The organism is Pseudomonas sp. R1-43-08 (assembly GCF_003852255.1).
GTDB lineage: Bacteria > Pseudomonadota > Gammaproteobacteria > Pseudomonadales > Pseudomonadaceae > Aquipseudomonas.
Map to the genome: position 1 here is coordinate 2,014,349 of NZ_CP027734.1, position 24,584 is coordinate 2,038,932.

General features: G+C 61.4%; 23 protein-coding genes and 5 pseudogenes. 16 read left to right on the forward strand and 12 right to left on the reverse strand.

Annotated elements, in window-relative coordinates; translation table 11 throughout:
• Nucleotides 1–11: 11 nt before the first annotated feature.
• The 4 genes from C4J87_RS09290 to C4J87_RS09305 are packed head-to-tail and all read left to right on the forward strand — an operon-like array spanning nt 12 to nt 2,603.
• The gene (locus tag C4J87_RS09290) at nt 12–314 is read left to right on the forward strand and encodes a PepSY domain-containing protein (RefSeq protein ID WP_124366532.1); all 303 of its coding nucleotides are present in this window, start codon (nt 12–14) and stop codon (nt 312–314) included.
• Nucleotides 314–625 carry a PepSY domain-containing protein gene (locus tag C4J87_RS09295; protein ID WP_124362103.1) on the forward strand — a complete coding sequence of 104 codons (312 nt, stop codon included), beginning with the start codon at nt 314–316 and terminating at the stop codon, nt 623–625. The genes C4J87_RS09290 and C4J87_RS09295 overlap by 1 nt, the downstream gene beginning before the upstream one ends.
• Nucleotides 625–1,293, forward strand: coding sequence for a response regulator transcription factor (locus C4J87_RS09300; RefSeq protein ID WP_124362104.1), 669 nt, complete (start codon nt 625–627; stop codon nt 1,291–1,293). The genes C4J87_RS09295 and C4J87_RS09300 overlap by 1 nt, the downstream gene beginning before the upstream one ends.
• On the forward strand, nt 1,290–2,603 hold the full coding sequence (locus C4J87_RS09305) for a sensor histidine kinase (protein WP_124366533.1): 1,314 nt from the start codon (nt 1,290–1,292) through the stop codon (nt 2,601–2,603). The genes C4J87_RS09300 and C4J87_RS09305 overlap by 4 nt, the downstream gene beginning before the upstream one ends.
• 60 nt (nt 2,604–2,663) lie before the next feature.
• Here C4J87_RS09305 and C4J87_RS26610 read toward each other — a convergent pair.
• The 3 genes and pseudogenes from C4J87_RS26610 to C4J87_RS26620 form a co-directional block, all read right to left on the reverse strand.
• Nucleotides 2,664–2,759 (reverse strand): annotated as a pseudogene (locus tag C4J87_RS26610) (N-acetyltransferase); the annotation flags it as partial.
• 621 nt (nt 2,760–3,380) lie between these two features.
• A complete protein-coding gene (locus tag C4J87_RS26615; protein ID WP_372237494.1) occupies nt 3,381–4,136 on the reverse strand; it encodes a methyl-accepting chemotaxis protein in 756 nt (251 codons plus the stop codon).
• 102 nt (nt 4,137–4,238) lie between these two features.
• A pseudogene (locus C4J87_RS26620) lies at nt 4,239–5,555 on the reverse strand (HAMP domain-containing protein); the annotation flags it as partial.
• 213 nt (nt 5,556–5,768) lie between these two features.
• Here C4J87_RS26620 and C4J87_RS09320 point away from each other — a divergent pair.
• From C4J87_RS09320 to C4J87_RS26630, 3 genes and pseudogenes are all read left to right on the forward strand, one after another.
• On the forward strand, nt 5,769–7,088 hold the full coding sequence (locus C4J87_RS09320) for a Na+/H+ antiporter family protein (RefSeq protein ID WP_164484581.1): 1,320 nt from the start codon (nt 5,769–5,771) through the stop codon (nt 7,086–7,088).
• A gap of 173 nt (nt 7,089–7,261) precedes the next feature.
• Nucleotides 7,262–8,083: pseudogene (locus C4J87_RS26625) on the forward strand (cache domain-containing protein); the annotation flags it as partial.
• 102 nt (nt 8,084–8,185) lie between these two features.
• Nucleotides 8,186–8,941, forward strand: coding sequence for a methyl-accepting chemotaxis protein (locus C4J87_RS26630; RefSeq protein ID WP_370004746.1), 756 nt, complete (start codon nt 8,186–8,188; stop codon nt 8,939–8,941).
• A gap of 1 nt (nt 8,942) precedes the next feature.
• On the opposite strand, the gene yegQ is transcribed toward C4J87_RS26630, so the two are convergent.
• Entirely contained in the window at nt 8,943–10,256 is a 1,314-nt protein-coding gene (gene yegQ / locus C4J87_RS09330) for a tRNA 5-hydroxyuridine modification protein YegQ (RefSeq protein ID WP_124368951.1), read from the reverse strand.
• A 175-nt stretch (nt 10,257–10,431) separates the two neighbouring features.
• Between yegQ and C4J87_RS09335 the strand changes: the two are divergent.
• Nucleotides 10,432–11,498 (forward strand): annotated as a pseudogene (locus C4J87_RS09335) (AI-2E family transporter).
• Here the strand turns inward: C4J87_RS09335 and C4J87_RS26090 are convergent.
• The 3 genes from C4J87_RS26090 to C4J87_RS09345 form a co-directional block, all read right to left on the reverse strand.
• Nucleotides 11,495–11,671 carry a hypothetical protein gene (locus C4J87_RS26090; protein ID WP_164484521.1) on the reverse strand — a complete coding sequence of 59 codons (177 nt, stop codon included), beginning with the start codon at nt 11,669–11,671 and terminating at the stop codon, nt 11,495–11,497. The pseudogene C4J87_RS09335 and the gene C4J87_RS26090 sit on opposite strands and share 4 nt — an antisense overlap.
• A 91-nt stretch (nt 11,672–11,762) precedes the next feature.
• Nucleotides 11,763–11,957: a hypothetical protein gene (locus tag C4J87_RS09340; protein ID WP_033899765.1), complete on the reverse strand. Its 195-nt coding sequence runs from the start codon at nt 11,955–11,957 to the stop codon at nt 11,763–11,765.
• Between the two features lie 231 nt (nt 11,958–12,188).
• A complete protein-coding gene (locus C4J87_RS09345; RefSeq protein WP_124362110.1) occupies nt 12,189–12,548 on the reverse strand; it encodes a hypothetical protein in 360 nt (119 codons plus the stop codon).
• 156 nt (nt 12,549–12,704) lie between these two features.
• Here C4J87_RS09345 and C4J87_RS09350 point away from each other — a divergent pair, with 156 nt between their 5' ends.
• Nucleotides 12,705–13,523 (forward strand): shikimate 5-dehydrogenase, encoded by an 819-nt coding sequence (locus C4J87_RS09350; RefSeq protein ID WP_124366535.1) that lies wholly within the window; start codon nt 12,705–12,707, stop codon nt 13,521–13,523.
• A 91-nt stretch (nt 13,524–13,614) separates the two neighbouring features.
• Here the strand turns inward: C4J87_RS09350 and C4J87_RS09355 are convergent, their stop codons facing one another.
• Entirely contained in the window at nt 13,615–14,265 is a 651-nt protein-coding gene (locus tag C4J87_RS09355; protein WP_124366536.1) for a YceH family protein, read from the reverse strand.
• A gap of 115 nt (nt 14,266–14,380) precedes the next feature.
• On the opposite strand from C4J87_RS09355, the gene C4J87_RS09360 reads away from it, so the two are divergent.
• Nucleotides 14,381–14,890, forward strand: coding sequence for a DUF1993 family protein (locus C4J87_RS09360; protein WP_124362113.1), 510 nt, complete (start codon nt 14,381–14,383; stop codon nt 14,888–14,890).
• Nucleotides 14,891–14,955: 65 nt separating this feature from the next.
• On the opposite strand, the gene sstT is transcribed toward C4J87_RS09360, so the two are convergent.
• Nucleotides 14,956–16,176 (reverse strand): serine/threonine transporter SstT, encoded by a 1,221-nt coding sequence (gene sstT, locus C4J87_RS09365; protein ID WP_124366537.1) that lies wholly within the window; start codon nt 16,174–16,176, stop codon nt 14,956–14,958.
• Between the two features lie 161 nt (nt 16,177–16,337).
• Nucleotides 16,338–17,240, reverse strand: coding sequence for a transcriptional activator NhaR (gene nhaR / locus C4J87_RS09370; protein WP_124366538.1), 903 nt, complete (start codon nt 17,238–17,240; stop codon nt 16,338–16,340).
• Between the two features lie 134 nt (nt 17,241–17,374).
• Here nhaR and C4J87_RS09375 point away from each other — a divergent pair, with 134 nt between their 5' ends.
• The 4 genes and pseudogenes from C4J87_RS09375 to mnmH all read left to right on the forward strand — a co-directional run bounded on the left by C4J87_RS09375 (nt 17,375) and on the right by mnmH (nt 20,631).
• The gene (locus C4J87_RS09375) at nt 17,375–17,626 is read left to right on the forward strand and encodes a hypothetical protein (protein ID WP_124366539.1); all 252 of its coding nucleotides are present in this window, start codon (nt 17,375–17,377) and stop codon (nt 17,624–17,626) included.
• Between the two features lie 28 nt (nt 17,627–17,654).
• Nucleotides 17,655–18,404: a TerC family protein gene (locus C4J87_RS09380; protein WP_124366540.1), complete on the forward strand. Its 750-nt coding sequence runs from the start codon at nt 17,655–17,657 to the stop codon at nt 18,402–18,404.
• Nucleotides 18,405–18,497: 93 nt separating this feature from the next.
• Nucleotides 18,498–19,532 (forward strand): selenide, water dikinase SelD, encoded by a 1,035-nt coding sequence (gene selD / locus C4J87_RS09385; RefSeq protein WP_124366541.1) that lies wholly within the window; start codon nt 18,498–18,500, stop codon nt 19,530–19,532.
• Nucleotides 19,532–20,631 (forward strand): annotated as a pseudogene (mnmH, locus tag C4J87_RS09390) (tRNA 2-selenouridine(34) synthase MnmH). Before selD ends, mnmH begins: the two are co-directional and overlap by 1 nt.
• 245 nt (nt 20,632–20,876) lie before the next feature.
• Here mnmH and C4J87_RS09395 read toward each other — a convergent pair.
• Nucleotides 20,877–21,932 (reverse strand): permease, encoded by a 1,056-nt coding sequence (locus C4J87_RS09395; protein ID WP_124366542.1) that lies wholly within the window; start codon nt 21,930–21,932, stop codon nt 20,877–20,879.
• 57 nt (nt 21,933–21,989) lie between these two features.
• On the reverse strand, nt 21,990–22,691 hold the full coding sequence (locus tag C4J87_RS09400) for a histidine phosphatase family protein (protein ID WP_124366543.1): 702 nt from the start codon (nt 22,689–22,691) through the stop codon (nt 21,990–21,992).
• A gap of 252 nt (nt 22,692–22,943) precedes the next feature.
• Here C4J87_RS09400 and C4J87_RS09405 point away from each other — a divergent pair, with 252 nt between their 5' ends.
• Both C4J87_RS09405 and C4J87_RS09410 read left to right on the forward strand, forming a co-directional pair.
• Nucleotides 22,944–23,642, forward strand: coding sequence for a glutathione S-transferase N-terminal domain-containing protein (locus C4J87_RS09405; RefSeq protein WP_124362122.1), 699 nt, complete (start codon nt 22,944–22,946; stop codon nt 23,640–23,642).
• A 3-nt stretch (nt 23,643–23,645) separates the two neighbouring features.
• Complete coding sequence (locus tag C4J87_RS09410) at nt 23,646–24,476, forward strand: PhzF family phenazine biosynthesis protein (RefSeq protein WP_124366544.1); 831 nt, start codon at nt 23,646–23,648, stop codon at nt 24,474–24,476.
• Nucleotides 24,477–24,584: the final 108 nt, after the last annotated feature.

The window sequence follows — 24,584 nt, forward strand, 5'->3', positions numbered from 1 at the left end:
GGAGACTCATCATGAAGCGCCTTACAGCGCTGGTCGCCGCCGGTATCATTGCATCCTCGGTCACGCAAGGCTGGGCAATGGACCGCGACAAACCGCTGAAATTGCCTGGCACTGTTACCATTGTCGCCTTCGATCAGCTTGAAGCCACGGCCCTGGCCTTGCATCCGGGTTCCACCTTGCTGGGCACTGACCTGGACGAGGAGTACGGCAAGTACGTCTACCAGGTCGAACTGGAAGATGCCCATGGCCTTGAGTGGGACGTTGAATTGGATGCGCTCACCGGGCACGTTCTCAAGAATCATCAGGACACGTAATGACGCTATATCGACGCGCCGGTAGTCTGGTGCTGCTGGCGCTCCTGGCCTTTTGCTCAAGCCTGGCTGCTCGCGACCTCAATCAGGATGAAGCCTTGGCGCTGCGCCAGCAGGGGGTGATCCTGCCGCTGGAGGACCTGTTGCATACGGCCATGTCACGCTACCCTGGAGCCCGGCTGCTGGAGGCGGAGCTGGAGAAAAAGCACGGCGAATATGCCTATGAAGTGGAACTGGTGACCACCGAAGGCGTGGTGCGCGAAATCAAGCTCGACGCAACCAACGGTACATTGATCAAAGATAAGGAAGACTGATGCGCCTGCTCCTGGTGGAAGACAACGTCCCGCTGGCCGATGAGCTGCTGGCCGGCCTGCAGCGCCAAGGCTATGCGGTCGACTGGCTGGCCGATGGGCGCGACGCGGCGTACCAGGGCCGCAGCGAACCCTATGACCTGATTATCCTCGACCTTGGCCTGCCGGGTTTGCCGGGGCTGGAGGTGCTGGCGCAATGGCGCGCGGCAGCCCTGGCTACGCCGGTGCTGGTGCTGACGGCGCGTGATTCCTGGGCCGAACGTATCGAGGGGCTCAAGGCCGGCGCCGATGATTACCTGAGCAAGCCGTTTCACCCCGAAGAACTGCACCTGCGCATTCAGGCGCTGTTACGAAGGTCTCACGGGCATGCCAACCAACCGACCCTGCAAGCCGCCGGCCTGCACCTGGACGAAGGCCGCCAGTGCGTGCTGCGCGACGGTGAAGAGATCCAGCTCACGGCCGCCGAGTTCCGCCTGTTGCGTTATTTCATGCTGCACCCCGAACAGATCCTGTCGAAAAGCCATCTGGCCGAGCATCTTTATGACGGCGAGACCGAGCGCGACTCCAACGTGCTGGAAGTCCACGTCAATCATCTGCGCCGCAAGCTGGGGCGCAGCGTGATCGAAACCCGGCGCGGCCAGGGTTACCGGTTTGGCGCCAGCCCTGCATGAAATCGATCCAGCGGCGCTTGAGCCTGGGATTGATCAGCGTGCTGGTGATCGTCGGCGTGGTGCTGGCGCAAACCAGCCTGTGGCTGTTCGAAGCCGGTTTGCAGCGTTATCTGGAGGCCGGCCTGCGCAACGACAGCGAAAACCTGCTGGTGGCGCTGGTGCGCGGGCCCAACGGCGTACAGTTGGATGAGCATCGCCTGTCGCCCGCCTATCAACGCCCCTTCTCGGGGCATTACTTCCGCATCGATTTTGCCGAAACTCACTGGCGCTCCCGCTCCTTGTGGGACCAGGAACTGCCGACGCTCCCCGAGGCCGGACTCAAGGGCAACCTGCAACTGGGGCCTGAAGGCCAGAAACTGCTGGTATTGCGCTCCGACTACAAACGCTTCGGCCTGCCGATCTCCATCAGCGTGGCGCAGGACTACACGCCGGTACGGGAAAGCTTTCGCCTGATGCGCCAGATCGGCCTGGTACTGGGGCTGGCGGCATTGCTGGTGGTGCTGGTATTGCAACGGATCACCGTGCGCCGCGCCTTGCGCCCGTTGGAAACTGCGCGCAATCAGATTGCTCAGTTGCAGCAGGGCCAGCGTTCGCAACTGGACACCCAGGTGCCGCTGGAGCTGGAGCCGCTGGTGGCGCAGATCAACCATTTGCTGGCACACACCGAAGACAGCCTCAAGCGCTCGCGCAATGCCCTGGGCAACCTGGGGCACGCGCTGAAAACCCCATTGGCGGTGATGTTGAGTGCGGCGTCGAGCGAGGCACTCAGGGATCAGCCGCAGTTGAGCAAGTTGTTGCGCGATCAGCTTGAGCAGGTGCAGCAGCGCCTCAACCGCGAGCTCAATCGCGCGCGCCTGGCTGGCGAAACCCTGCCGGGGGCGTTGTTCGACTGTGAAAAAGAACTGCCGGGGCTGTTGGCCACCCTGAACATGATCCACGGCGAACACCTGGACCTGCGCTACCACGTCGCCCCCGGCCTGCAACTGCCCTGGGACCGTGAAGATTTGCTCGAGTTGCTCGGCAACCTGCTGGACAACGCCTGTAAATGGGCGGATGCCGAAGTACGACTGAGCGTGAGTGAGACGCCGCACAGCTACCTGCTGGCCGTCGAAGACGATGGCCCCGGCATTCCCGAGACCCTGCGTGACCAAGTGTTCAGCCGTGGCGCACGCCTGGATGAGCAGGTCGACGGCCACGGTCTGGGGCTGGGCATCGTGCGCGATATCGTCGAGGTGTGGGGCGGGACGTTGCAGTTGCAGGAAAGCGAGTTGGGCGGGCTCAAAGCGTTGATCGAATTGCCCAGGCGGTAGTGCCGATTTAAAAATGTGGGGGGGCTTGCCCTAATGCCAGTCAGTTAAGGCGACACCGAACCTGTGGCGAGGGAGCTTGCTCCCGCTGGACTGCGCAGCAGTCCCATTGTTTGGGGCCGCTTCGCGCCCCAGCGGGAGCAAGCTCCCTCGCCACAAGTTAGTTCTCGCTCCTGCTACTTCTTAACTGACTGGCATTAGGGCTTGCCCCCGATGGCCATAGGTATCTACACAACTAGCATCAGCCTACGGTAACCACGATGCGAAGCGAGCCGCTCTTGATCTTGCTTTTGATCTAGGCGCCCCGTTAAACCACGCTGGCCGCAATTCGACAGTGATTTGGGGGGTAAACCGGCAGGGATGCCGGTTTAGCCGCCCCGCGCCATGGATGGCGCGTGGCGGCGGCCCCCCAAATCAATGTCGGATTACGGGCACACCGAGCCGGGGCGAGGTGCCGAGTGGTGGGGCAAGAGCCCTTTGGTTACTTTGGGGCTCTTTTCCAAAGTGACCCGCCGTCAGGGCGGACCCCTAAGCCGCCGTTACCGCAGCAACGGATATGTACTCGCTCAGATCCAACATCTTGGTCGGCTGTCAGGCCGTCATCGGGAGCAAGCCCCCTCCCACATTTAGGTCGCGGGGCATCAGTTAGAGAGGCTTCGGCTCCTGGGCCGCCACAGGTTCAGGGCCACGCCAAAGTTGTGTAGATACCTATGGCCATCGGGTGCAAGTCGAATCGTCGCACCGCCCTCCCACATTGGATCTGCGCCCGGATCAGAGTCGTTACACCCTGAACTGATCCATCAACCCCTGCTGCTGATTCGCCAGGCTGTTCAACGCCCGGCTCACCCGCGCCGATTCATTGGCCTGTTCCGACAGCGACTCCGTCACATCCCGAATCGTCGCCACGTTGTGGTTGATCTCTTCGGCCACTGCGCTTTGCTCTTCGGCGGCGCTGGCGATTTGCAGGTTCATGTCGCTGATCACGGTCACGGCGTCACCGATCTGGCGTAGCGCGGTGACTGCCTGGCCGACCTGTTCGACGCTGCCTTGGGCCTGGCGGTAGCTGTTGCCCATGGCACCGACTACTTCCTCGGTGCCGCTTTGCAATTGTTCGATTACCACGCGGGTTTCTTCCACCGACTCCTGGGTGCGCCGTGCCAGGTTGCGCACTTCGTCGGCCACCACGGCAAAGCCACGACCGGCCTCACCGGCGCGGGCTGCCTCGATGGCGGCATTGAGCGCCAACAGGTTGGTCTGCTCGGCGATGCCGCGAATCACTTCCAGGACCGAGCCGATTTTTTCGCTGCTGCTGGCCAGGCCTTCAACCTGCGCCATGGCCGTACTCATGTCAGCGGCCAGCAAGCCGATGTTGCTGGTGGTCTGATCGATCACGGTCAGGCCGTCGCGGGTGGATTGGTCGGCATCGCGGGCGGCTTGCGCTGCCTGGGCTGCGCTACGGGCGACGTCCTGGGCGGTGGCGCTCATTTCGTGGGAAGCGGTGGCCACCTGGTCAACCTGGCGATACTGCTGCTCCATGCCGGCGCTGGTTTCGCTGGCAATCGCGGCGGATTGGTCGGCTGTGCCGCGGGCGTCCTGCACCGAGCGTTTGACCTCGGCAATGATTGGCTGCAGCTTGTCGAGGAAACGGTTGAACCAGCCCGCCAGTTGGCCCAGCTCGTCCTGTTTGTCGTAGGCCAGGCGGCGGGTCAGGTCGCCTTCGCCGCTGGCGATGTCCTGGAGCATGTGCGCTACACCGAGGATCGGCCGGGTCACGCTGCGCGCCATCAACCACACCAGGATCAGACCGACCACGGCGGCCAGCAGGCCCAGCCCGAGTTCCAGCAGGGTGCCCTGGGTATTGTCGGCATCCAGTTGGGCCTTGAGCGCCTCGGCCGGCGCCACCAGGACTTTTTTCGGTACGTCCAGCAGCACGCCCCACGGCTTGCCGCCGGGGATCGGGGCAAAGGGCGCCAGCACTTTGAGTTGCTGATCGCTACGCAGGCTGCGGGTCTGTGTGCTGCTGGCCAGGGCCGTGATCAACTCTGCGCCGTTGGCCGTGTCGACTTGGTCCAGGCGCTGGCTGAGCTTGCTGGCGTCCGGGCTGTAGCCGGCAAGCAAGCCGGTGGGGCTGAGGATGCTGACGTGGGTCTGGCCGTCGTACAGTTTCTGGCTGGCCTGTTGGCTCACGGCCTGCAGGCTGTTGAGGTTGATGTCCACCGACAGCGAGGCAATGACCTTGCCGTTGACGATCAGCGGGAAGACGATACTGGTCATCAGCACATTCTGCCCGTCGATCACATAAAAGTAAGGCTCGATCACGCAGGGCTTGAGGGTGGTGCGCGGGCAGGTGAACCAGGCGTTGGCTTTTTCGCCGCTGGGGCCGACGGAGGTGTCGCTCATGTCGCTTTCGGGCAGCGCCATGGAGGTGATTTTGCCGGGCGTCGGCTGCGACCAGTACAGGGCGAAGCGGCCGGTGTCGTTACTGCCCAGTTCCGCCTGGTTGGCGAACAACTCATCCTTGCCGTCCAGCGCATTGGCTTCGAACACCAGCGACAAGCCAAGCAGGTCGGGGTTGGCCTGGAGCGCGGCCCTGACCTGACGGGTCAGGTCTTCGCGGGTGTCGAAGGCGTCGAGAAAGCGTTTTTCCGCCTGCTCGCGCAAAAATAGCACCTGGCGGGAAAACCCATGGCCGTACTGATAGGCATCCATGAACTGCTGGCGAATGCCCAGCGCCTGCACTTCACCTTGAGCCTCGATGCGCGCCTGGGCGGCCTCATCGAGCATCTGCATGCTGGACGCTTTGACCTGCTCGGAATTCTGCGCCATGCGATACAGCGACAGACCCACCAGCAGGGTCACGATCCCCAGCAGGCAGAGGCCCGCGAGCAGGGTGATTTTCCATTGAATGGAGAGCTGCCTGAGCGACATCGGGACATCCTTTACCTGAATACACATAGAAAGTCGTTATCGGCTGCGCCGAGTTTTTCTTTATTCAAACAATCAATTTAACCCTCAAAACGGCGTCGCTTTTTGACATGGCCGCCCGGCTGCTGCAAAGTGCGCGGCCTCTAATAAGACCTCTTTGAGCCCGTACGCCGGCAGCACCTTCAATGGCCGCTGAGGCGCGGGCATGCCGGTCTTTTATGTTTCTGTCTTGAGGTAACCATGATTAACGCTGTTATCGCCGCGGTCGGCACCATGCTGGTGCTCAGCCTGTCCCGCGTGCATGTGGTCATCGCCATCATCGTGGGCGCCCTGGTGGGCGGCTTGACCGGTGGCCTGGGTATCGACGCCACGCTCAAAGCGTTCAACAGTGGTTTGGGCGGCGGTGCGACGGTGGCTTTGTCCTACGCCTTACTCGGCGCTTTCGCGGTGGCGATTGCCAAATCCGGCCTGGCCCATGCCCTGGCGGACAAAGCGCTGTTGTTGGTCGATCGCCAGGAAGCCAGCGGCGGCAATCACGTCAAATGGCTGTTGATCGGCCTGTTGTGGGCGGTGGCGATTGCTTCGCAGAACATCCTGCCGATCCACATCGCGTTCATCCCGCTGCTGGTGCCGCCGCTGTTATATGTATTGACCAAACTGCAACTGGATCGCCGCCTGATCGCTTGCGTCATGACGTTCGGCTTGATCACGCCCTACATGTTCCTGCCGGTGGGCTTCGGCAATATCTTCCTCAACCAGATCCTGCTGGCCAACGTAGCCAAGAGCGGCGTGGACATCAGCCAGGTCAACGTGACCCACGCCATGAGCCTGCCCGCGCTGGGCATGGTGGTCGGCCTGCTGGTGGCGGTGTTTATCAGCTACCGCAAAAAGCGCGTGTATGACCTTGAGAAAATCGAGCGTGTCGAGCAGGTGGCGGTGCAGTACAACCCGTTGACCCTGCTGGTCGCCGGCCTGGCGATTGCTTCGGCGTTCATCATTCAGCTGTGGCTGGACTCGATGATCATCGGCGCGCTAGCCGGGTTCCTGATTTTCTCGGTGTCGGGCATCGTGCGCTGGCGCGACACCGATGACCTGTTCACCGAAGGCATGAAGATGATGGCGATGATCGGCTTCATCATGATCGCCTCGTCGGGCTTTGCCGAAGTGCTCAAGGCCACCGGTGATGTGCGCTCGCTGGTGGAGGCCTCGGCGGCGTTCATCGGCCATAGCCGTGGGGTAGGGGCGCTGTTGATGCTGCTGGTGGGGCTGTTGGTGACCATGGGCATCGGTTCGTCGTTTTCCACGGTGCCGATCCTGGCCGCGATTTTTGTGCCGTTGTGCGTGCAACTGGGTTTCAGCCCGCTGGCGATTGTATGTATCGTCGGCACCGCCGGGGCCTTGGGCGACGCCGGTTCACCGGCGTCAGACTCCACCCTCGGGCCGACCTCCGGCCTGAATATCGACGGCCAGCACCATCATATCTGGGACACCGTGGTGCCGACCTTCCTGCACTACAACCTGCCGCTGCTGGCGTTTGGCTGGCTGGCGGCGATGACGCTCTGAGGCGTCCATCGTGGCGAGGGAGCTTGCTCCCGCTGGGCTGCGAAGCGGCCCCAAAAGCTGGCGGGCGCTGCGCACCCGAGCGGGAGCAAGCTCCCTCGCCACAAGAGAGTGCTCTAGAAAATTGACGTTTGGCCGCTAACCTCTCAAGCCGCCCCTAATAAGAGAGAAAAGCCATGCGTCTGAGCCTCAAGGCCAAAGTCCTGACCCTTGCCATAGTGCCGGTGTTGCTGTTCGCCCTGGTGATCAGCCTGACCACCGTGTGGATACTTCAGGGCCAGGCGCGCAACGAAGTGGATGAAACCCGCCAACGTCTGCTCAATGACGCCAAGACCACGCTGCACAGTTATGTCGAGGTGGCCCTGACCACCATCAAGCCGTTCTACGACGCGGCCGCCCCCGGTGATACGGCAGCGCGGGCGCAGGTGGTCAAGTTGCTGTCCAACACCAGCTACGGCAAGGACGGTTATTTCTTCGGCTACGATTCCGAGACCATTCGCCTGTTCAAGGGCAACAGCCCGGACGGCGTGGGCAAGAGTTTCAAGGACAACCGCGACCCCAACGGCGTCTACGTCAACCGCGACCTGGTCAAAGTCGGCAAGGACGGTACCCACTACCTGCAATACAGTTCGACCCAGCCCGGCCAGACCGAGCTGGTGCCCAAGCTCGGCTATACCGAATACCTGCCCAAGTGGGACATGGTCATCGGTACCTCGGTCAACCTGGATGGCATCGATGCTCAGGTTGCGGTGGTCGAGGCCAAGGTAGAGAAACGCATGGAAGGCGTACTGTTGAGCATTCTCGGTCTGGCGGTCGTGGTATTGCTGGTGATTGCCGCCGTCGGCCTGCTGGTGGCCAACACGATCCTGCGCCCACTGAGCCTGATGAAGGCCAACCTGGACGATATCGCCGCCGGTGAAGGTGACCTGACACGCCGCCTGGCCATTACCAGCCAGGATGAGCTCGGCGACCTGGCCGGCGCGTTCAATCGGTTTGTCGACAAGATCCACGGCCTGGTCCGCCAGATCACCGAAATGACCGCGCAACTCACCGGCCTGGTGAGCCAGGTGTCCGAGCAAGCCCAGCGCTCGGAAACCGCTATGGAACGCCAGCGTCACGAAACCGATCAGGTCGCCACCGCGATCAATCAGATGTCGTCCGCCGCCCATGAAGTGGCGCGCAGTGCCCAGGGTGCCGCCGTTGCCGCGCAGCAGACCGATGCCGAGGGCCAGGCCGCCAAGCGTGTGGTGGACGGCAGCATCGCGCAGATTCACGCGCTGGTGAACGATATCCGCAGTAGCGGTGTGTCCCTCGACAGCCTGCAACAGGACGTGTCGTCGATTGTCAGTGTGCTGGGCGTGATTCGCTCGATTGCTGAACAAACCAACCTGCTGGCGCTCAACGCGGCAATTGAAGCTGCGCGGGCAGGGGAGGCCGGACGTGGGTTTGCGGTGGTCGCCGATGAAGTGCGCGCCCTGGCCAGCCGCACCCAGACCAGCACTCAGGAAATCCAGGGCATGATCGACCGCCTGCAAAAAGGCACCGAAGCCGCCGTGGATGCCATGCGCCGCTCCAGCGATGCTGGTGACGGCACGTCGGCCCAGGCCAACCAGGCCGGCGCGTCGCTCGACACCATGGCCCAGCTGATCGGCACCATCAACTCGATGAACGCACAGATCGCCAGCGCCGCCGAGGAACAAACCGCTGTGGCAGAAGAGATCAACCGCAGCGTGCACCAGATTGCCGTGGCGGTGGACAGTGTGGCCGATGAAACCCAGCTCGGCGCCCAGACTTCCCGCAGCCTGGCGGACCTGGGCCAGCGCCTCGGGCAGTTGGTGGGCCAGTTCAGGATCTGACCTACACGTCGCGCATCAGCAAGCCAAACGCCAGGTCCAGCTCGGCCGGCAGGGGCACATACACCGTGTGCCCATCCCCCGGCGCAACCTCGATGGCGTCGCCCTTGGCGTTATGCAAGGTGGCCAGGGCAAAGTGAAAGTTGCCGGCCGGCGTCATCAGTTCCAGCTGATTGCCCACGGCAAAGCGGTTCTTCACCTTGACCTCGGCCAGCTCGCCCCGGCGTTCGCCGGTCAATTCACCGACAAACTGCTGGCGCTCGGAGACGGAGCTGCCGTTCTGGTAGTTCTGGTATTCGTCGTGCACATGGCGGCGCAGGAAACCTTCGGTGTAACCGCGCTGGGCCAGGGATTCGAGGTCGGTCATCAAGCGGCGGTCAAAGGCGCGACCGGCCATCGCATCATCAATTGCGCGGCGATACACCTGGGTGGTGCGCGCACAATAGAAGTGCGATTTGGTGCGGCCTTCGATCTTCAGTGAATGCACGCCCATGCGGGTCAGGCGCTCCACGTGCTGCACGGCGCGCAGATCCTTGGCGTTCATGATGTAGGTGCCGTGTTCGTCTTCGAACGCCGGCATCTGCTCAGTGGGGCGATTGGCTTCCTGCAACAGGAATACCTGGTCGGTCGGCGTGCCGATGCCCAGCGTCGGTTCGAATGCCTGGACGATGTCACCCGTGGCATTTTCCACCGCCGGGGTGGCTTGGTATTTCCATCGACATGCATTGGTGCAGGTGCCCTGGTTGGCGTCGCGCTTGTTCATGTAGCCCGATAGCAGGCAACGCCCGGAATAGGCCATGCACAGGGCGCCATGGACGAACACCTCCAGTTCCATGGTCGGCACGTGTTGGCGAATCTCGCCGATCTCTTCCAGCGACAACTCCCGTGACAGGATCACCCGGCAGATGCCTTGTTGTTGCCAGAACGCCACACTGGCCCAGTTGACGGTATTGGCTTGAACCGACAAGTGAACCGGCATCTGCGCAAAATGCTGGCGCACCAGCATGATCAGCCCTGGGTCAGACATGATCAGCGCGTCCGGGCCCATGGCGACCACGGGGGCCTGGTCCTTGAGAAAGGTTTTCAGCTTGGCGTTGTGCGGCGCGATGTTCACCACCACGTAGAAACGCTTGCCCTGTGCATGGGCTTCCTGGATCCCGAGGGCCAGGTTGGCGTGGTCAAATTCATTGTTGCGCACGCGCAGGCTGTAGCGCGGCTGGCCGGCGTACACCGCATCGGCGCCATAGGCAAAGGCGTAACGCATGTTCTTCAACGTGCCGGCGGGCGCGAGCAGTTCGGGGGCGATCAGTGGGAGCATGGAGGTGTGAGCCGCAAAAGGCGCGAGGGTAGTGCAGGCCTTGGCGTGGTGCATTGACCCACGTCTAGATAAGCCGATCTATGCTTGTTCGATCAACCAGGGCACTCCCAGGTTTCGCTGCGGACTAAGCAACAGGGCCGACACCGGCCCTGTGCTTTTTTGACATGGATCGGACATGAATCAAACCAACCTGCAATTCAAGACCCTGCTGTTACTGCTGGCCCTGGTGACCGTCGCCTTCATCTGGATATTGCTGCCGTTCTACGGCGCGGTGTTCTGGGCGGTGATCCTCGGCATCATCTTCGCGCCCATGCAGCGCCGCCTGCAGCAGCGCTTTGGCTGGAACCGCAACCTGACCTCCCTGACCACCTTGACGGTGTGCCTGGTGATCGCGATTTTGCCGGTGATCATTACCAGCGCCTTGCTGGTGCAAGAGGGCGCCACCCTTTACAAGAACGTCGAAAGCGGCCAGTTGGATGTGGCCGGTTATATCGAGCAGTTCAAGCATTTCCTGCCGCCGTATTTCCAGCACCTGCTGGACCGCTTCGGCATGGGCAACCTGGAAGGGCTGCGGGAAAAGGTGGTGAAAGGTGCGATGCAGGGCAGCCAGTTCTTCGCCACACAGGCGTTCAGCTTCGGCCAGGGTACGTTCGATTTCCTGGTGAGCTTTTTCATCATGCTCTACCTGCTGTTCTTCCTGCTGCGCGACGGCCCGGAACTGGTACGCAAGGTGCGCACGGCGGTGCCATTGGCCGAGCCGCAAAAGCGCCGCCTGCAACTCAAGTTCAACCGGGTGGTGCGAGCCACGGTCAAGGGCAACGTGCTGGTGGCCGTCACTCAAGGTGCGCTGGGGGCTTTATTTTCTGGTTCCTGGATATTCCCAGCGCGTTGCTCTGGGCGGTATTGATGGCGTTTCTATCCCTGCTGCCTGCGGTGGGCGCCGGGATTGTATGGGGGCCGGTGGCCGCCTACTTCCTGTTGAGCGGGTCGATCTGGCAGGGCGTGGTGCTGGCGCTGTTCGGCGTGTTCGTGATCGGCCTGGTGGACAACGTACTGCGCCCGATTCTGGTGGGCAAGGACACCAAGATGCCGGACTACCTGATCCTGATCTCGACGCTGGGCGGCCTGTCGGTGTTCGGCCTGAACGGCTTCGTGATCGGGCCGCTGGTCGCGGCGCTGTTCATTTCCTGCTGGGCGTTGTTCGTGGAAACCAAGCCGCGCGTCAAATTGCCGTTGCCCTAGGCTTCAAGCCTGTAGTTGGCAGCCAGCTGCAGTTGGGCGTCGGATAACGAAGTGAGCGGGCCGCTGATAGGCTCGCCATCGCGTACTACATACCAGCAGGCGAGCAAGCCCAGCTTGCGAAGAGGGGCGGGAACGGCGCTGCCGATGACGGACATGATCTGAACAGTGGGCATAAGTACCTCCAAACGTTATGGAGGTCACCTTACGGTGCGGCGGCGCGTAGGAAAAATCACCTGGCTCGATAGTCAACATCAACGCCGGGCGTCAGTCCACCACCTGATCGAGCATGTGCACCACTTCCTGTTCGCTGAGCAGGCCCTTGCGCACAAGGTTCTCTGCCAGCAATGCCAGGAACTTCGCGCTGCGGTGGCCTTCCAGGTGCTTGAGTTCGGTCAGGGCGCTGTAGACCTTGCTGGAAGTGCAGAGGCCAGCGGTGCGATGCGGATTTTGTGTAGGCATGGTCAATCGTCCGTAATTGTTATTGGGTGGACAAGGTCGATAGTGAAACGGGCTCGTGACACAAACATGACAGCGTTCGTACCGGTCGAGCAAGAGGAGATCCCACCCGGATCATGTGGGATTGCCGCCCGAGCATTGTCCTCACAACGACCTTGGCAAGATAAATCCAGACGTTCCAGGTAAAAAAAGGCCCCGCGTGTGGGCGAGGCCTGTTGCATGTACAGCGATGTGCTACCAGCCGTGGCGGTAGTAGCCGTGGGGCGGGCCATAGTAGCCATAACCCCGTGGCGGGCCGTAATAGACCGGCGCCGGGCGGTAATAAACCTGTTGCTGCACGTACACCGGTGGTGGCGGTGCGTAGTAGACCGGTGGCGGAGCGGCATACACCGGCTGCGGCTGGACGTACACCGGTTGCTGCACATAAACCTCACGCGGCTGGCTGGCAACCACGGAGCCGACAACGGCTGCACCGACAAGAGCACCCAATACGGCCGGGCCGCCCCAACCACCACCGTGGGCGGAGGCTTGGCCTGCCATCGCGAGTGCGCCAATAAGCAAGGCGATCCTGGGGACTTTACGCATCATGGTCATTCCTCGGTTAGCCCCTGCGCTTGTGGTCTGCAATCAATAGACTCAAGGATTGTCGCGGGGATACTTTTAAGACAACGTATTTCTGAAAAACAGCACAGCCGATAGGTAAAGGTTGTGTAAGGTCTGTACCGATTTGCTTACTTCAAGGAGCTCCCCATGCAGATGCACCCCAACAAGGACACCCAACTGTGCATGTCACTGTCGGCGCGTCCCGGGAATTTCGGCCTGCGCTTTCATAACCATCTGTATGAGCAGTTGGGCCTGAATTTTTACTATAAAGCCTTCAGCAGCCAGGATCTGCCCGGCGCGATCGGTGGCATACGGGCCCTGGGCATCCGGGGTTGCGGCGTGTCGATGCCGTTCAAGGAGGCTGCCATCGCTTTAGTGGACGAACTGGACGATTCGGTTCAAGCCATCGATTCCCTGAACACCATCGTTAACACCGGCGGCCGTCTCAAGGCCTACAACACCGACTACATTGCCGTCGAGCAACTGCTGAAAAAACACCAGGTACCGAAGGACTCAAGCTTCGCCCTGCGCGGCAGCGGCGGCATGGCCAAGGCCGTGGCCAGCGCCTTGCGTGACGGCGGTTACGCCAATGGCGTGATCGTGGCGCGCAATGAGGTGGCGGGCAGGGCGCTGGCACGTAACCTGGGGTATGAGTGGCAGGCTGAACTGGGCGGGTTGCGTCCACGCATGCTGGTTAACGTGACACCGATTGGCATGACCGGCGGGGCAGAGGCGGATCAGTTGGCGTTCGAGACCGATGCCGTTGATCAAGCCGAGACGGTGTTCGATGTCGTGGCGATCCCCGCTGAAACCCCGTTGATCGTGCGCGGGCGTGCCCAGGGCAAGCGGGTGATTACCGGCCTTGAAGTGATTGCGATCCAGGCATTGGAGCAGTTTGTGCTGTATACCGGCGTGCGTCCTACACCGGAGCAATTTCAGGCGGCCGTGGCGTTCGCCCGCACCTGACGGTTTAAGCGGGGAGCGATGTAGGAGCGAGGCGGGCGGCTAGCCCTTGCTCGCTCCTACAACTGGCAGCATGTTCCAAGTTGGACCCTCGTCAGGCCTGTTCCAACTGCGCCAGGCGTTCTTCCAGCGCCGCAATTCGCGCTTCCAGCTCTTCGATACGCTCGACGCAGACGCCCCCGCCGCCGCGCTCCACCGGGTTGCCGCGCGCGGCAATAATCGTTTCGATATCCGCCGGGTCCCCCAGCGCATGGGTATACCGGTCCTCGCGCTGCCCCGCCTGGCGCGGCACCAATAGCGCCAGGCCCCGTGCAATCAGGCGTTCGAGCTGATGCACTACCTGCTCGGCGTCCTCAAAGTCATGCATGCGCCCGCTGCGCGTCAGCAACTCATTGACCGTCTGCGGGCCGCGCAGGAACAGCAGCCCGATCAGGATCATTTGCGCGGGCACCAGTTCCAGCGCCTTGTCCACGCGGTGTTCCCAGCGGTCGGCGCGGCTGCCCATGACCAGCCGGGTATAACCCTGGCCTTCCAGCACGCGCAAGCTCTGGCCGACCTGGCCCTGGCTGAGATTGGTCACCGGTTCCCGGCTGGTCTTCTGGTTGCACGCCAGCACCAGGGCGTTGAGGGTCAGGGGGTAGGTTTCCGGGTTGGTCGCCTGTTTTTCGATCAGGCAGCCCAGGATGCGGATTTCCGTGCTGTTCAGGCGCGGCTCAGGCGTGTCGGTGTCGTGCTCGGCGGTCATCGCGCTTTCCCTATGCAGTGAATCCACTAGCCTAAGCCGGAAAAAATAAAAGACAAGCGGCAGGCATGGCTATAATCGTCGCTGGTTCCAACCCTGCCATTACCACGAGACTGACATGACCATTTCCCTGTATGCCGCTTCTATCCCAGTCTTCAAGCAAATGCTCAACGCCCTCAGCGATGTGCTGAACAAAGCCGAAGCCCACGCCACCGCCAAGAACATCGAGCCGAACGCTCTGCTGCAAGCGCGCCTGTTCCCGGATATGTTCGCGCTGGTGCGCCAGGTGCAGATCGCCGTCGACTTCGCCAAGGGCGTTTCCGCGCGCCTGGCCGAGATCGAAGTGCCGAAGTACGAAGACAGCGAAGTCACCTTCGCCGACCTGCAAGCGCTGATCGCCAAGGTGCTGGCCTTCGTCGATACCATCAAGCCCGAGCAGATCGACGGCAAGGAAGGCATCGAAATCGTCACCCGCCCAGGCACCCCGAAAGAGAAGCGCTTCAGCGGCCAGTCCTACCTGCTGACCTACGGCCTGCCGCAGTTCTTCTTCCACGTCACTACCGCTTACGCCTTGCTGCGTCATAACGGCGTTGAAGTGGGCAAGCGTGATTACATGGGCGCTTTCTAAGCACCCACTAAAAAGCCCGGGTGCGTTCTTCAACGAACGGCCCGGGCTTTTTTTACAGCTGGCGTTCAAGCCAACCGTTCATCCTTGTCCAGGCACGCCGCCGCAGTGAACAGCACATCGGTGGACGAGTTGAGCGCGGTTTCCGCCGAATCCTGCAGCACACCGATGATGAAACCTACAGCCACCACCTGCATGGCGATCTCGCTCGGAATGCCGAACAGGCTGCACGCCAGCGGAATCAACAGCAGCGAACCACCGGCCACGCCCGAAGCCCCGCAGGCGCAAATGGCCGCGACCACACTGAGCAGCACGGCGGTGGGCAGGTCTACGGCAATGCCCAGCGTGTGCACGGCCGCCAGGGTCAGCACCGTAATAGTGATCGCGGCGCCGGCCATATTGATCGTAGCGCCAAGCGGGATCGACACCGAATAGGTGTCTTCATGCAGGCCCAGGCGTTTGCTCAACGCCAGGTTCACCGGAATATTCGCCGCCGAGCTGCGGGTGAAGAACGCGGTAATACCGCTTTCGCGCAGGCACAGCAGCACCAGCGGATACGGGTTACGGCGCAGTTTCCAGAACACGATGGCCGGGTTGACCACCAGCGCTACGAACAGCATGCAGCCGATCAGCACCACCAGCAGGTGGGCATAGCCGAGCAGGGCGCCGAAGCCGGAGGTGGCCAGGGTCGAGGCGACCAGGCCGAAGATCCCCAGCGGGGCAAAGCGGATCACCACGCGCACGATCAGCGTCACACCGTTGGACAGGTCATCGAGCACCGTGCGGGTGGTTTCGCCGGCATGGCGAATGGCAATGCCCATGCCGATGGCCCAGGCCAGGATGCCGATGAAGTTGGCATTCATCAGTGCGCTGACCGGGTTATCGACCACGCTCAGCAGCAGGCTTTGCAGCACCTCGCCGATACCGCCGGGGGCGCTCACGGTGGCGTCATGGGTGGCCAGTACCAGGGACGACGGGAACAGCATGCTGGCAACCACCGCAACCACGGCAGCGGCAAAGGTGCCCAACAGATACAGGAACAGGATCGGCCGGATATGGGTTTCCTGGCCGTGTTTATGATTGGCGATAGACGCCATCACCAGCACGAACACCAGGATCGGCGCGACGGCCTTCAGCGCCGTGACGAACACTTTGCCGATAAACCCGGTGGCCTTGGCGGCCTCAGGCAGCAACAGGGCCAGCAGAATCCCGGCGATCAGGCCGATGATAATTTGGGTGACCAGGCTGACGCGCATTAAACGTTGCAGCAGGGAAGGGGCAGCAGTCATAAACAGTTGTCTCTGATTTTTTTAGTAGGGCACAGCATTGCAAGGAGAAAGTACTGTAGGCAGCAGGCGCGAAGTCTAACATGCTGTAGGACGAGTCCCGTTCGCTGCGTCATTCCGTCACCCGCACTGTCGGATTTGGATTCATCGGCGCGGGCGTGTCATCAGGGCAGGGTGGTAAACAGCTCGCGTCGGGCGCCCTCGGTAATCGCCACGATGCCAGGGTGCTTGACCTTGCGCTCCACCGAGATGGCATAAAACGACTCGGTCACCGCGTCGGTCTGGCCGATCAGCGCCACGCCGTATTGGCGCACCACCTCATCGGCGATCACGCTGGGGGCGATAAAGATGCCGCTGCCCGATTGCCCGAAGGCCTGCATCAGCGCGCTGTCGTCGAACTCGCCGATGATCCTGGGTTGAATCTGCTGATCGGCAAACCAGCGTTGCAGACGGCTGCGCACCACGGTCTCTGCGCCGGGGATCAGCAACGGTGCGCCGTGCAAACACCCTGGGAACTCGCCGCTATGTTGGTCAGCCAATGCCTGGGTGGCGAAAAAACTGATGCCACATTCCCCCAGCTTCTGGCTGTAGCCCTTGATGTCCAGGTGCGTGGGCATCGGGCTGTCGGAGATCACCAGGTCCAGGCGCTGGATGGCCAGGTCGGCCAATAACCGTTCGAGTTTGTCTTCACGGCAGGTGATGCGGATCGGTTCGCTCAGTTCCATGGTGGGGGCAATCAGCCGGTACACGATGGACTTGGGCACCACATCCGCCACGCCGACGCGAAATACAATCTGCTGCTCGTTGGGTTGTGCGCGCAGCATCGCTTCCAATTCATTGCCGGTCTGGAACATCTGCTCGGCATAGGGCAGCGCCTGGCGTCCGGCTTCGGTCAGCTCCAGCTGGCGGCCGACACGCTGAAACAGCGCGATGCCAAAGGTATGTTCCAACAGGCTGATCTGCCCGCTGATGGTCTGGGGGGTGAGGTTCAGTTGCTCGCAGGCACGCACGATGCTGCCGGTCTTTGCCACCACCCAGAAGTAATGCAATTGACGATAATTGAGCATGGCCTTCTACACTTCGTAAAAACCGAAGTATACGCGAGAAAAATACGAATTTTACTGAACTATTCGCCTGCATAGAATGCGTCGCTATCGCGGGGCTACTATTTGGACCCAAGCGTTCTAACGAGGAATACATCATGAAACTCAATTCCCTGGGCGCGGCTGCACTGCTTGCGCTTTCATTGGTGATGATCGGCGGGTGTGATCAAGTCGAGAAAAGCGCGCAGCAGGTGCTGGGCAAAGCCACCGAAACGGCCAAGCAAGCAATCGATGACACCCAGAAAGCCGCTGAACAGGCATTGAGTGAAGCGACCCAGGGCCTGATCAATCCGCAGAAGAAGGATGATCAGCCAGAAAAAGATGCAGAATCCCATACCCAAGAAACCTAATTCCCCAGCACAACGTCAGGACTGACCTATGGATTATCTTTTACAACTGGCCGCCAGCCCCACCGCCTGGATCGCACTGGCGACCTTGATCGTCATGGAAATCGTGCTGGGCATCGATAACCTGATCTTCATCTCGATCCTCACCAACAAATTACCCGAGCAGCACCGGGCCAAGGCGCGGCGCATTGGCATCAGCATGGCGTTGGTATTGCGCCTGGGCCTGTTGAGCACCATCGCGTTTATCGTGCAACTGACGGCGCCGGTCTTCGAAGTGTTCGGCCAGGCGTTCTCGTGGAAAGACATGATCCTGATTGCCGGTGGCTTGTTCCTGGTGTGGAAGGCCACCACCGAGATCCATCACAGCATGGACCCGGAGCCTGAGGAAACGACCACGCTCGGCAATACAGTCGCCATCGGTTTTGCCGCGGCGATCGGACAGATCCTGCTGCTCGACCTGGTGTTTTCCATCGACAGCATCATCACGGCAGTGGGCATGACCGAACACTTGCCGATCATGATCATCGCCGTGGTGACCTCGGTGATCGTGATGCTGGTGGCGGCAGAACCGTTGGCCAAGTTCATCAACGACAACCCGACCGTGGTGATGCTGGCCCTGGGCTTTTTGATCATGATCGGCATGACGCTGATCGCCGAAGGCTTCGGCGCCCATGTGCCCAAAGGCTACGTGTATGCGGCCATGGCGTTCTCGGCGGCTATCGAGTGCCTGAATATCGCACGACGTAACCGCCACAAGCGTTTGCTCGCTGCCCGCCAGTAAGCGCTGAACCAAAAGGCCGGCTGGGTTCATATGAGCCCAGCCGGCCTTTTGCTGTCTGCTAGAATCGGCGCACTTGATAGCTTGAGGTCCACCATGAACGAGCCGATTCGCCTTACCCAGTACAGCCACGGTGCGGGTTGCGGCTGCAAGATCTCGCCCCAGGTGCTGGAAGTGATCCTTGCCGGCAGCGGCGCGCAGAACCTCGACCCCAACCTGTGGGTAGGCAACGCCTCCCGTGACGATGCGGCGGTGTACGCCATCGACGACGAGCGCGGCGTGGTCTCCACCACCGATTTTTTCATGCCGATCGTCGACGACCCCTTTGACTTCGGCCGCATCGCCGCCACCAATGCCATCAGCGACATCTACGCCATGGGCGGCGACCCGTTGATGGCCATTGCCATTCTCGGTTGGCCGGTGAATGTGCTGGCGCCGGAGATTGCCCGCGAAGTCATTCGTGGCGGCCGCGCGGTCTGCGACGCTGCCGGCATCCCGCTGGCCGGTGGGCACTCCATCGACGCCCCGGAGCCGATCTTCGGCCTGGCCGTGACCGGCATCGTGCACAAGCGCCATATGAAGCGCAACGACACCGCCACCGCCGGGTGCAAGCTGTACCTGACCAAACCCTTGGGCATCGGCATCCTCACGACCGCCGAAAAGAAAGGCAAGTTGCGCGAAGCGGATATCGGCCTGGCCCGCGACTGGATGTGCACCCTCAACAAACCCGGTAGCCGTTTCGGCAAACTGGCCGGGGTGGCGGCCATGACCGATGTCACCGGTTTCGGCCTGCTTGGTCACCTGGTAGAGATGGCCGACGGCAGCGGCCTCACGGCTCGCATCGAGTATGCAAAAGTGCCCCGTCTGCCGGGCGTCGAGTACTACCTGGAGCAGGGTTGCGTACCGGGCGGGACCTTGCGCAACTTCGACAGCTACGCCAGCAAGCTCGGGCGTGTGCAGGAGCTGCACAAGCGCGTGCTGTGCGATCCGCAAACCAGCGGCGGCCTGCTGATCGCCGTCACGCCCGAAGGCGACGCCGAGTTCCACGCGGTGGCCGCTGAACTGGGCCTTACCCTCGAGCCGATCGGCGAACTGCTTGAGCGACAGAGCAACGCGGTAGAGGTGGTTTGATGGCGACTAACATCACCGATTACCGCGACATCTTCCTCAACGACCGGCCGATGATGGATACCCGCGCGCCGGTTGAATTCACCAAAGGCGCATTTCCCGGTGTGGTCAACCTGCCGTTGATGACCGACCAGGAGCGCCAACGTGTAGGCACCTGCTACAAGCAGCAAGGCCAGCAAGCTGCAATTGTGCTGGGCCATGAGTTGGTCAGTGGCGCAGTACTTGAGGAACGGCTGGCGCGCTGGACCGCGTTTGCCAAGGCCAACCCTCACGGTTATCTGTATTGCTTCCGCGGCGGCTTGCGCTCGCAATTGGTGCAGCGGGTGCTGAAGGACGAGTCAGGTGTCGATTACCCCCGAGTGAGTGGTGGGTATAAGGCCATGCGCACGTTTCTGCTGGAGACGGTGGATCAGGCTGTTGAGCAGTGCGACTTCGTCTTGTTGGGGGGCTGACCGGCAGCGGCAAAACCGAGGTCATCAATCAGTTGAACAATGGCCTGGACCTGGAAGGCTACGCCAATCACCGCGGCTCAAGCTTTGGCAAACGCGCGACGGGCCAGCCGTCCACCATCGACTTTGAGAACCGCCTGGCGGTGGACGTTCTTAAAAAGCGTGCACAAGGCATCGAGCAGTTTTTGCTCGAAGATGAAAGCCGCATGATCGGTAGCTGCGCCTTGCCGCTGAATTTGCACCGGGGCATGCAGACGTATCCGATGGTGTGGCTGGAAGAAAGTCTGGAAAACCGCGTGGAGCGGGTGTTGCGCGAATATGTCATTGAGCTGTGCGCAGAGTTCAATGCAGCGTTTGGCGAGTCGGGCTTTGCGCGCTTTGCCGAGCGTCTGACCCAGAGTCTGGCCAATATCCACAAACGCTTGGGTGGGGAGCGCTTTCAGCGTTTGCATGCGCTGATGCAAGAGGCCCTGGCCGAGCAGGCCCGCAGTGCAAGCGTGGATTTGCATCGGGGTTGGATCGTCGGGCTGCGCGAGTACTACGACCCGATGTACGCGTTTCAGCGTGAAAAGAAAGGCGCGCGGATCGAGTTTGCCGGGGAGCAGGGCGCGGTGGTGGAGTATTTGCGCGAGCGGGCTGCTCGGGTGGGGTGAGTTTTCGGATGCCATTGAGCTCACAACAGGTTGAGCCGGTTTCTTCAGTTAATGCCGGGAAACAGGAGTTTTGGCTCTCGAGCGCCGGATGATCCAGTCCAAACGCCGCAGGCCCAATGTGGGAGGGGGCTTGCCCCCGATTGCGGTGCAGCAGTCACCCATATTTTAACTGACAGACCGCCATCGGGAGCAAGCCCCCTCCCACACTTGGGTCGCGGGGGTGCACTGAAGCCTTCACGCAAAAGCTAAAGAATCACCGCCCCGATCAACCCGCACACCACCCCCATCAGCATGGTCAGCCCGGCCACCGTCACCAGTACTCGCGCATCGAAATCCTTACGCAGCATCAGCAGCGACGGCAGGCTCACGCTCGGCAGGGTCATCAGCAAGGCGACGGCCGGGCCGGTGCCCATGCCCAGGGTCATCATGGTTTGTACGATGGGAATCTCCGCCGCCGTAGGAATCACGAACAACGTGCCGACAATCGCCAGCGGTACCAGCCACACCAGGCTGTCGGCCATCGCCCCGTCCACATGGGGGAACAGCCAGACCCGCGCCGCGCCAAGGATCAGCACCGCGAGGATATACACCGGGATGGTGCTCCAGAATAGCTGCCACAAGGTCCGTAACCAGCGCGCCAGGAAAGCTTCGGACTCAACCGTGCTGACTTCGGCCACAGCCTGCAGCGCCGCTTCCGGCACTTGCTCCGGACGTGCAATGCGCTGCGCCACCAACGACACACCCACCACCAGCACAATCCCCGCCACCAGCCGCAGCGCGGTAAAGCCCCAGCCCAGCACAAACCCCATGAACACCAAGGTGGCCGGGTTCAAGACCGGGTTGGCGATCCAGAACGCCAGCGCCGCACCGACCGATACTTTCTGGCGCCGCATACCCGCTGCGACAGGCGCCGCGCAGCAGCTGCACATCATGCCCGGCAAGGCGAACAGCCCGCCACGCAGGGTCGATCCCAGGCCGGCGCGGCCAAACAGGCGCAACAGCCAGTCGCGGGGGATCAACACCTGCAGCAGCGAACCGAGGATTACCGCCAATACGGCGGCCTTCCAGATCGCCAGGAAATATACCTGGGCATAGGCCAGCGCCGCCGCGAGGGGCGAGCTTTGCTGGTCATTGAGAATCGACGCGCCGATGCTGTGGTTATCGGCCGCTACAAAAGCCTTGAGGTAGTAGGGCGACCATTTCACATAGTAGAGGCCGATGCAGGCCACCAACAGAAACAGCGCAGGTTTGCACCAGAACGACCAGCCCCGGTTGGGCTGGGCAGAAGCGAGGTTGGGCATGGAGATGATCCGCAGATGAGTCAATAGCGGCCATCATACGCGCCTGACGCCCAACCTTCAGGTATCGGCGCTGACCTGGGTCGGATCCGGGCAGGTTTCCTCACCATTATTGAGCCCCTGCTTGTAGTTGCGACTGAGCAGCGAGGCCTTGCCGTTGTGCCAGGTCAGTGTCAGCACGTACAGCGAGTCATAGTCGTTACCGGACCAGTCTTCGGTGATGGTGTGCTTCTCGCCGGCCGCTTCACTGGCGACTTTGTTGATCAACTCCGGCAGGTAACCGTGGGACCAGGCGGTGTAGATCGTTGCGTTGTGGTACTTGTCTTCGACCAGCTCATCGGCCAGGGCACTGGTGTCGTTCGCGGAAAACTTGATGTTGACCGGCAAACCCAGCTTGATTGCGCTGGGACTGATGGTCATCAGTGGGCGGATATAGCTGTAGGAGTTATCCAGCTCGCCTTCCTCGACATTGCGCGTGGGGTTGGCGGCGAATACGTAATCGGCCTTGCCGAATTTTTCCGGTAATACACTGGCCAGGTTCATGGCGCGGTTCAGGCCCTGGCAATTGAGTTGGCCCAGGCCGCCGGCAGGTTTTTCGCCGTGGCGCAGGAAGACCAGGGTTTGCACGCCGTCCACCGATTGTGCGCGGCTTTCGCGGGCATCCAATGCCGTAACAATGCCGGCGGTGACCAGCAGCAGCGGTAACATCATGTATGAATGGCGTTTGAATTGTTGCACAAGGCGCAGAGGCTTGATCTTCATTATGGGTTCGAGTCTTCGTGCGTCGGGTTAAGGCGGACAGGCCCGGCCCAATGGCGCAGTGTGCGTCCTGGGGGTGTTCCTTGTCGGTATAGCCAGGTGCCTCCATTCACCCTTCGAGCGCATTTAAGAGTGCGCTTGGGCGTTTTGGTTCGCCCATGGGATTCTAGCCAGGCAATGTTGCTTATTGATGACCCATGCAGGGTGGCGAACAGATGACTATCATGGGGACTTTCCGCCCAGGGACCTCTTCCGATGAACGCACTTGCCGCTTTCCCGATCAACAGCAAATGGCCCGCCCAGCACCCGGAACGCCTGCAACTGTACTCGCTGCCTACGCCCAACGGTGTAAAAGTATCGATCATGCTCGAAGAGCTGGGCCTGCCCTACGAGGCACACAAGGTCAGTTTCGACACCCAGGACCAGTTGTCTCCCGAGTTCATGTCCCTGAACCCCAACAACAAGATCCCCGCGATCATCGACCCCAATGGCCCAAGCGGGCAGCCGCTGGCGTTGTTCGAGTCCGGCGCGATCCTGATTTACCTGGCGGAAAAAACCAGCCGGTTGCTTTCCGAAGACCCGGCCACCCGCTATGAAACCCTCCAGTGGCTGATGTTCCAGATGGCAGGGATCGGTCCGATGTTCGGCCAGGTGGGGTTCTTCAACAAATTCGCCGGCAAGGCTTACGAAGACAAGCGCCCGCGTGACCGCTACGTCGCCGAGTCCCGCCGCTTGCTCCAGGTGCTGGAGAAACGCCTGCTGGGTCGCACCTGGATCATGGGGGATGACTACAGCATCGCTGACATCGCCACTTTCCCCTGGATTCGCAACCTGATCGGCTTCTATGAATCGGGCGACCTGGTGGGTATCGCCGATTTCCCCAATGTACTGCGCGCGTTGGATGGCTTTATCGCACGCCCTGCGGTGATCCGTGGCCTGAACATTCCGAGCTGAAGCATGCCGACTTTCGATTTCAAGCAACTGGATGTATTCAGCAGCGTGCCCTTCAAAGGCAACCCGCTGGCCGTGGTGCTCGGGGCCGACAGCCTGACGGACCAGCAGATGGCCGACTTCGCCAAGTGGACCAACCTCAGCGAAACCACGTTCTTGCTGAAGCCCCGTGACCCACGCGCCGATTACCGGGTGAGAATTTTCACCACCTTGCACGAACTGCCGTTTGCCGGGCATCCGACGTTGGGCAGTTGCCAGGCATGGTTGCACGCAGGCGGTGTTCCGCGTGGGCAAGAGGTCATTCAGGAGTGCGAAATCGGTTTGGTCCGCATCCGACGTGAAGGCGACGAACTGGCGTTTATCGCGCCACCGCTGTTGCGTTCGAGCGTTGTCGAGGCGCCGCTGCTGGAGCGTGTGCGCCTGGGGTTGGGCCTGGCGCCCGGCGCTATTGTGCGCAGCCAATGGGTGGATAACGGCGCCGGTTGGCTGGCGGTGATGCTGGCTGATCGCCGGGCCGTGCTGGAGGTGAGGCCTGACTACGCGCAACTGCTCGGGTTGGCCGTTGGTATCATTGCTCCTTGCGATGGGGAGGACGCACAGTTTGAGGTGCGCGCCTTTATCGCCGGCGACGGTGCCCAGGAAGACCCGGCCACCGGCAGCTTGAACGCCGGCCTGGCCCAATGGTTGCTCAGCGAGGGCCTGGCGCCGGAGCGCTATGTGGTCAGCCAGGGCACGGTCATGGGCCGCGTCGGGCGTATTCGTATCGAGCGCCAGGGTGATGAAGTTTGGGTCGGCGGCGCCGTTGCGGTATGCATCGAAGGCCGTCTACAGCTCTAGATCAATGCAATTGTTACGTGCCGCGCAATACACTGTTGGGCCCTCGGCATTTGTGCTGCGGGTGCTTGGGGCATAAGCTTTGGTCCCAAAGATTTCAGCCATTTTTTC

Bases quoted from the DNA above. Each gene is read 5' to 3' on its own strand.
- C4J87_RS09345 (WP_124362110.1), bottom strand. From the start codon at position 12,548: ATGACCATGATGCGTAAAGTCCCCAGGATCGCCTTGCTTATTGGCGCA.
- C4J87_RS09290 (WP_124366532.1), top strand. From the start codon at position 12: ATGAAGCGCCTTACAGCGCTGGTCGCCGCCGGTATCATTGCATCCTCG.
- C4J87_RS09350 (WP_124366535.1), top strand. From the start codon at position 12,705: ATGCAGATGCACCCCAACAAGGACACCCAACTGTGCATGTCACTGTCG.
- C4J87_RS09405 (WP_124362122.1), top strand. From the start codon at position 22,944: ATGAACGCACTTGCCGCTTTCCCGATCAACAGCAAATGGCCCGCCCAG.
- C4J87_RS09375 (WP_124366539.1), top strand. From the start codon at position 17,375: ATGAAACTCAATTCCCTGGGCGCGGCTGCACTGCTTGCGCTTTCATTG.
- C4J87_RS09410 (WP_124366544.1), top strand. From the start codon at position 23,646: ATGCCGACTTTCGATTTCAAGCAACTGGATGTATTCAGCAGCGTGCCC.
- C4J87_RS09380 (WP_124366540.1), top strand. From the start codon at position 17,655: ATGGATTATCTTTTACAACTGGCCGCCAGCCCCACCGCCTGGATCGCA.
- C4J87_RS09300 (WP_124362104.1), top strand. From the start codon at position 625: ATGCGCCTGCTCCTGGTGGAAGACAACGTCCCGCTGGCCGATGAGCTG.
- C4J87_RS26630 (WP_370004746.1), top strand. From the start codon at position 8,186: ATGGAACGCCAGCGTCACGAAACCGATCAGGTCGCCACCGCGATCAAT.
- C4J87_RS09305 (WP_124366533.1), top strand. From the start codon at position 1,290: ATGAAATCGATCCAGCGGCGCTTGAGCCTGGGATTGATCAGCGTGCTG.
- C4J87_RS09400 (WP_124366543.1), bottom strand. From the start codon at position 22,691: ATGAAGATCAAGCCTCTGCGCCTTGTGCAACAATTCAAACGCCATTCA.
- C4J87_RS09340 (WP_033899765.1), bottom strand. From the start codon at position 11,957: ATGCCTACACAAAATCCGCATCGCACCGCTGGCCTCTGCACTTCCAGC.
- C4J87_RS09295 (WP_124362103.1), top strand. From the start codon at position 314: ATGACGCTATATCGACGCGCCGGTAGTCTGGTGCTGCTGGCGCTCCTG.
- selD (WP_124366541.1), top strand. From the start codon at position 18,498: ATGAACGAGCCGATTCGCCTTACCCAGTACAGCCACGGTGCGGGTTGC.
- C4J87_RS26615 (WP_372237494.1), bottom strand. From the start codon at position 4,136: ATGGAGCAGCAGTATCGCCAGGTTGACCAGGTGGCCACCGCTTCCCAC.
- sstT (WP_124366537.1), bottom strand. From the start codon at position 16,176: ATGACTGCTGCCCCTTCCCTGCTGCAACGTTTAATGCGCGTCAGCCTG.
- C4J87_RS09395 (WP_124366542.1), bottom strand. From the start codon at position 21,932: ATGCCCAACCTCGCTTCTGCCCAGCCCAACCGGGGCTGGTCGTTCTGG.
- C4J87_RS26090 (WP_164484521.1), bottom strand. From the start codon at position 11,671: ATGCCCACTGTTCAGATCATGTCCGTCATCGGCAGCGCCGTTCCCGCC.
- C4J87_RS09360 (WP_124362113.1), top strand. From the start codon at position 14,381: ATGACCATTTCCCTGTATGCCGCTTCTATCCCAGTCTTCAAGCAAATG.
- yegQ (WP_124368951.1), bottom strand. From the start codon at position 10,256: ATGCTCCCACTGATCGCCCCCGAACTGCTCGCGCCCGCCGGCACGTTG.
- C4J87_RS09355 (WP_124366536.1), bottom strand. From the start codon at position 14,265: ATGACCGCCGAGCACGACACCGACACGCCTGAGCCGCGCCTGAACAGC.
- nhaR (WP_124366538.1), bottom strand. From the start codon at position 17,240: ATGCTCAATTATCGTCAATTGCATTACTTCTGGGTGGTGGCAAAGACC.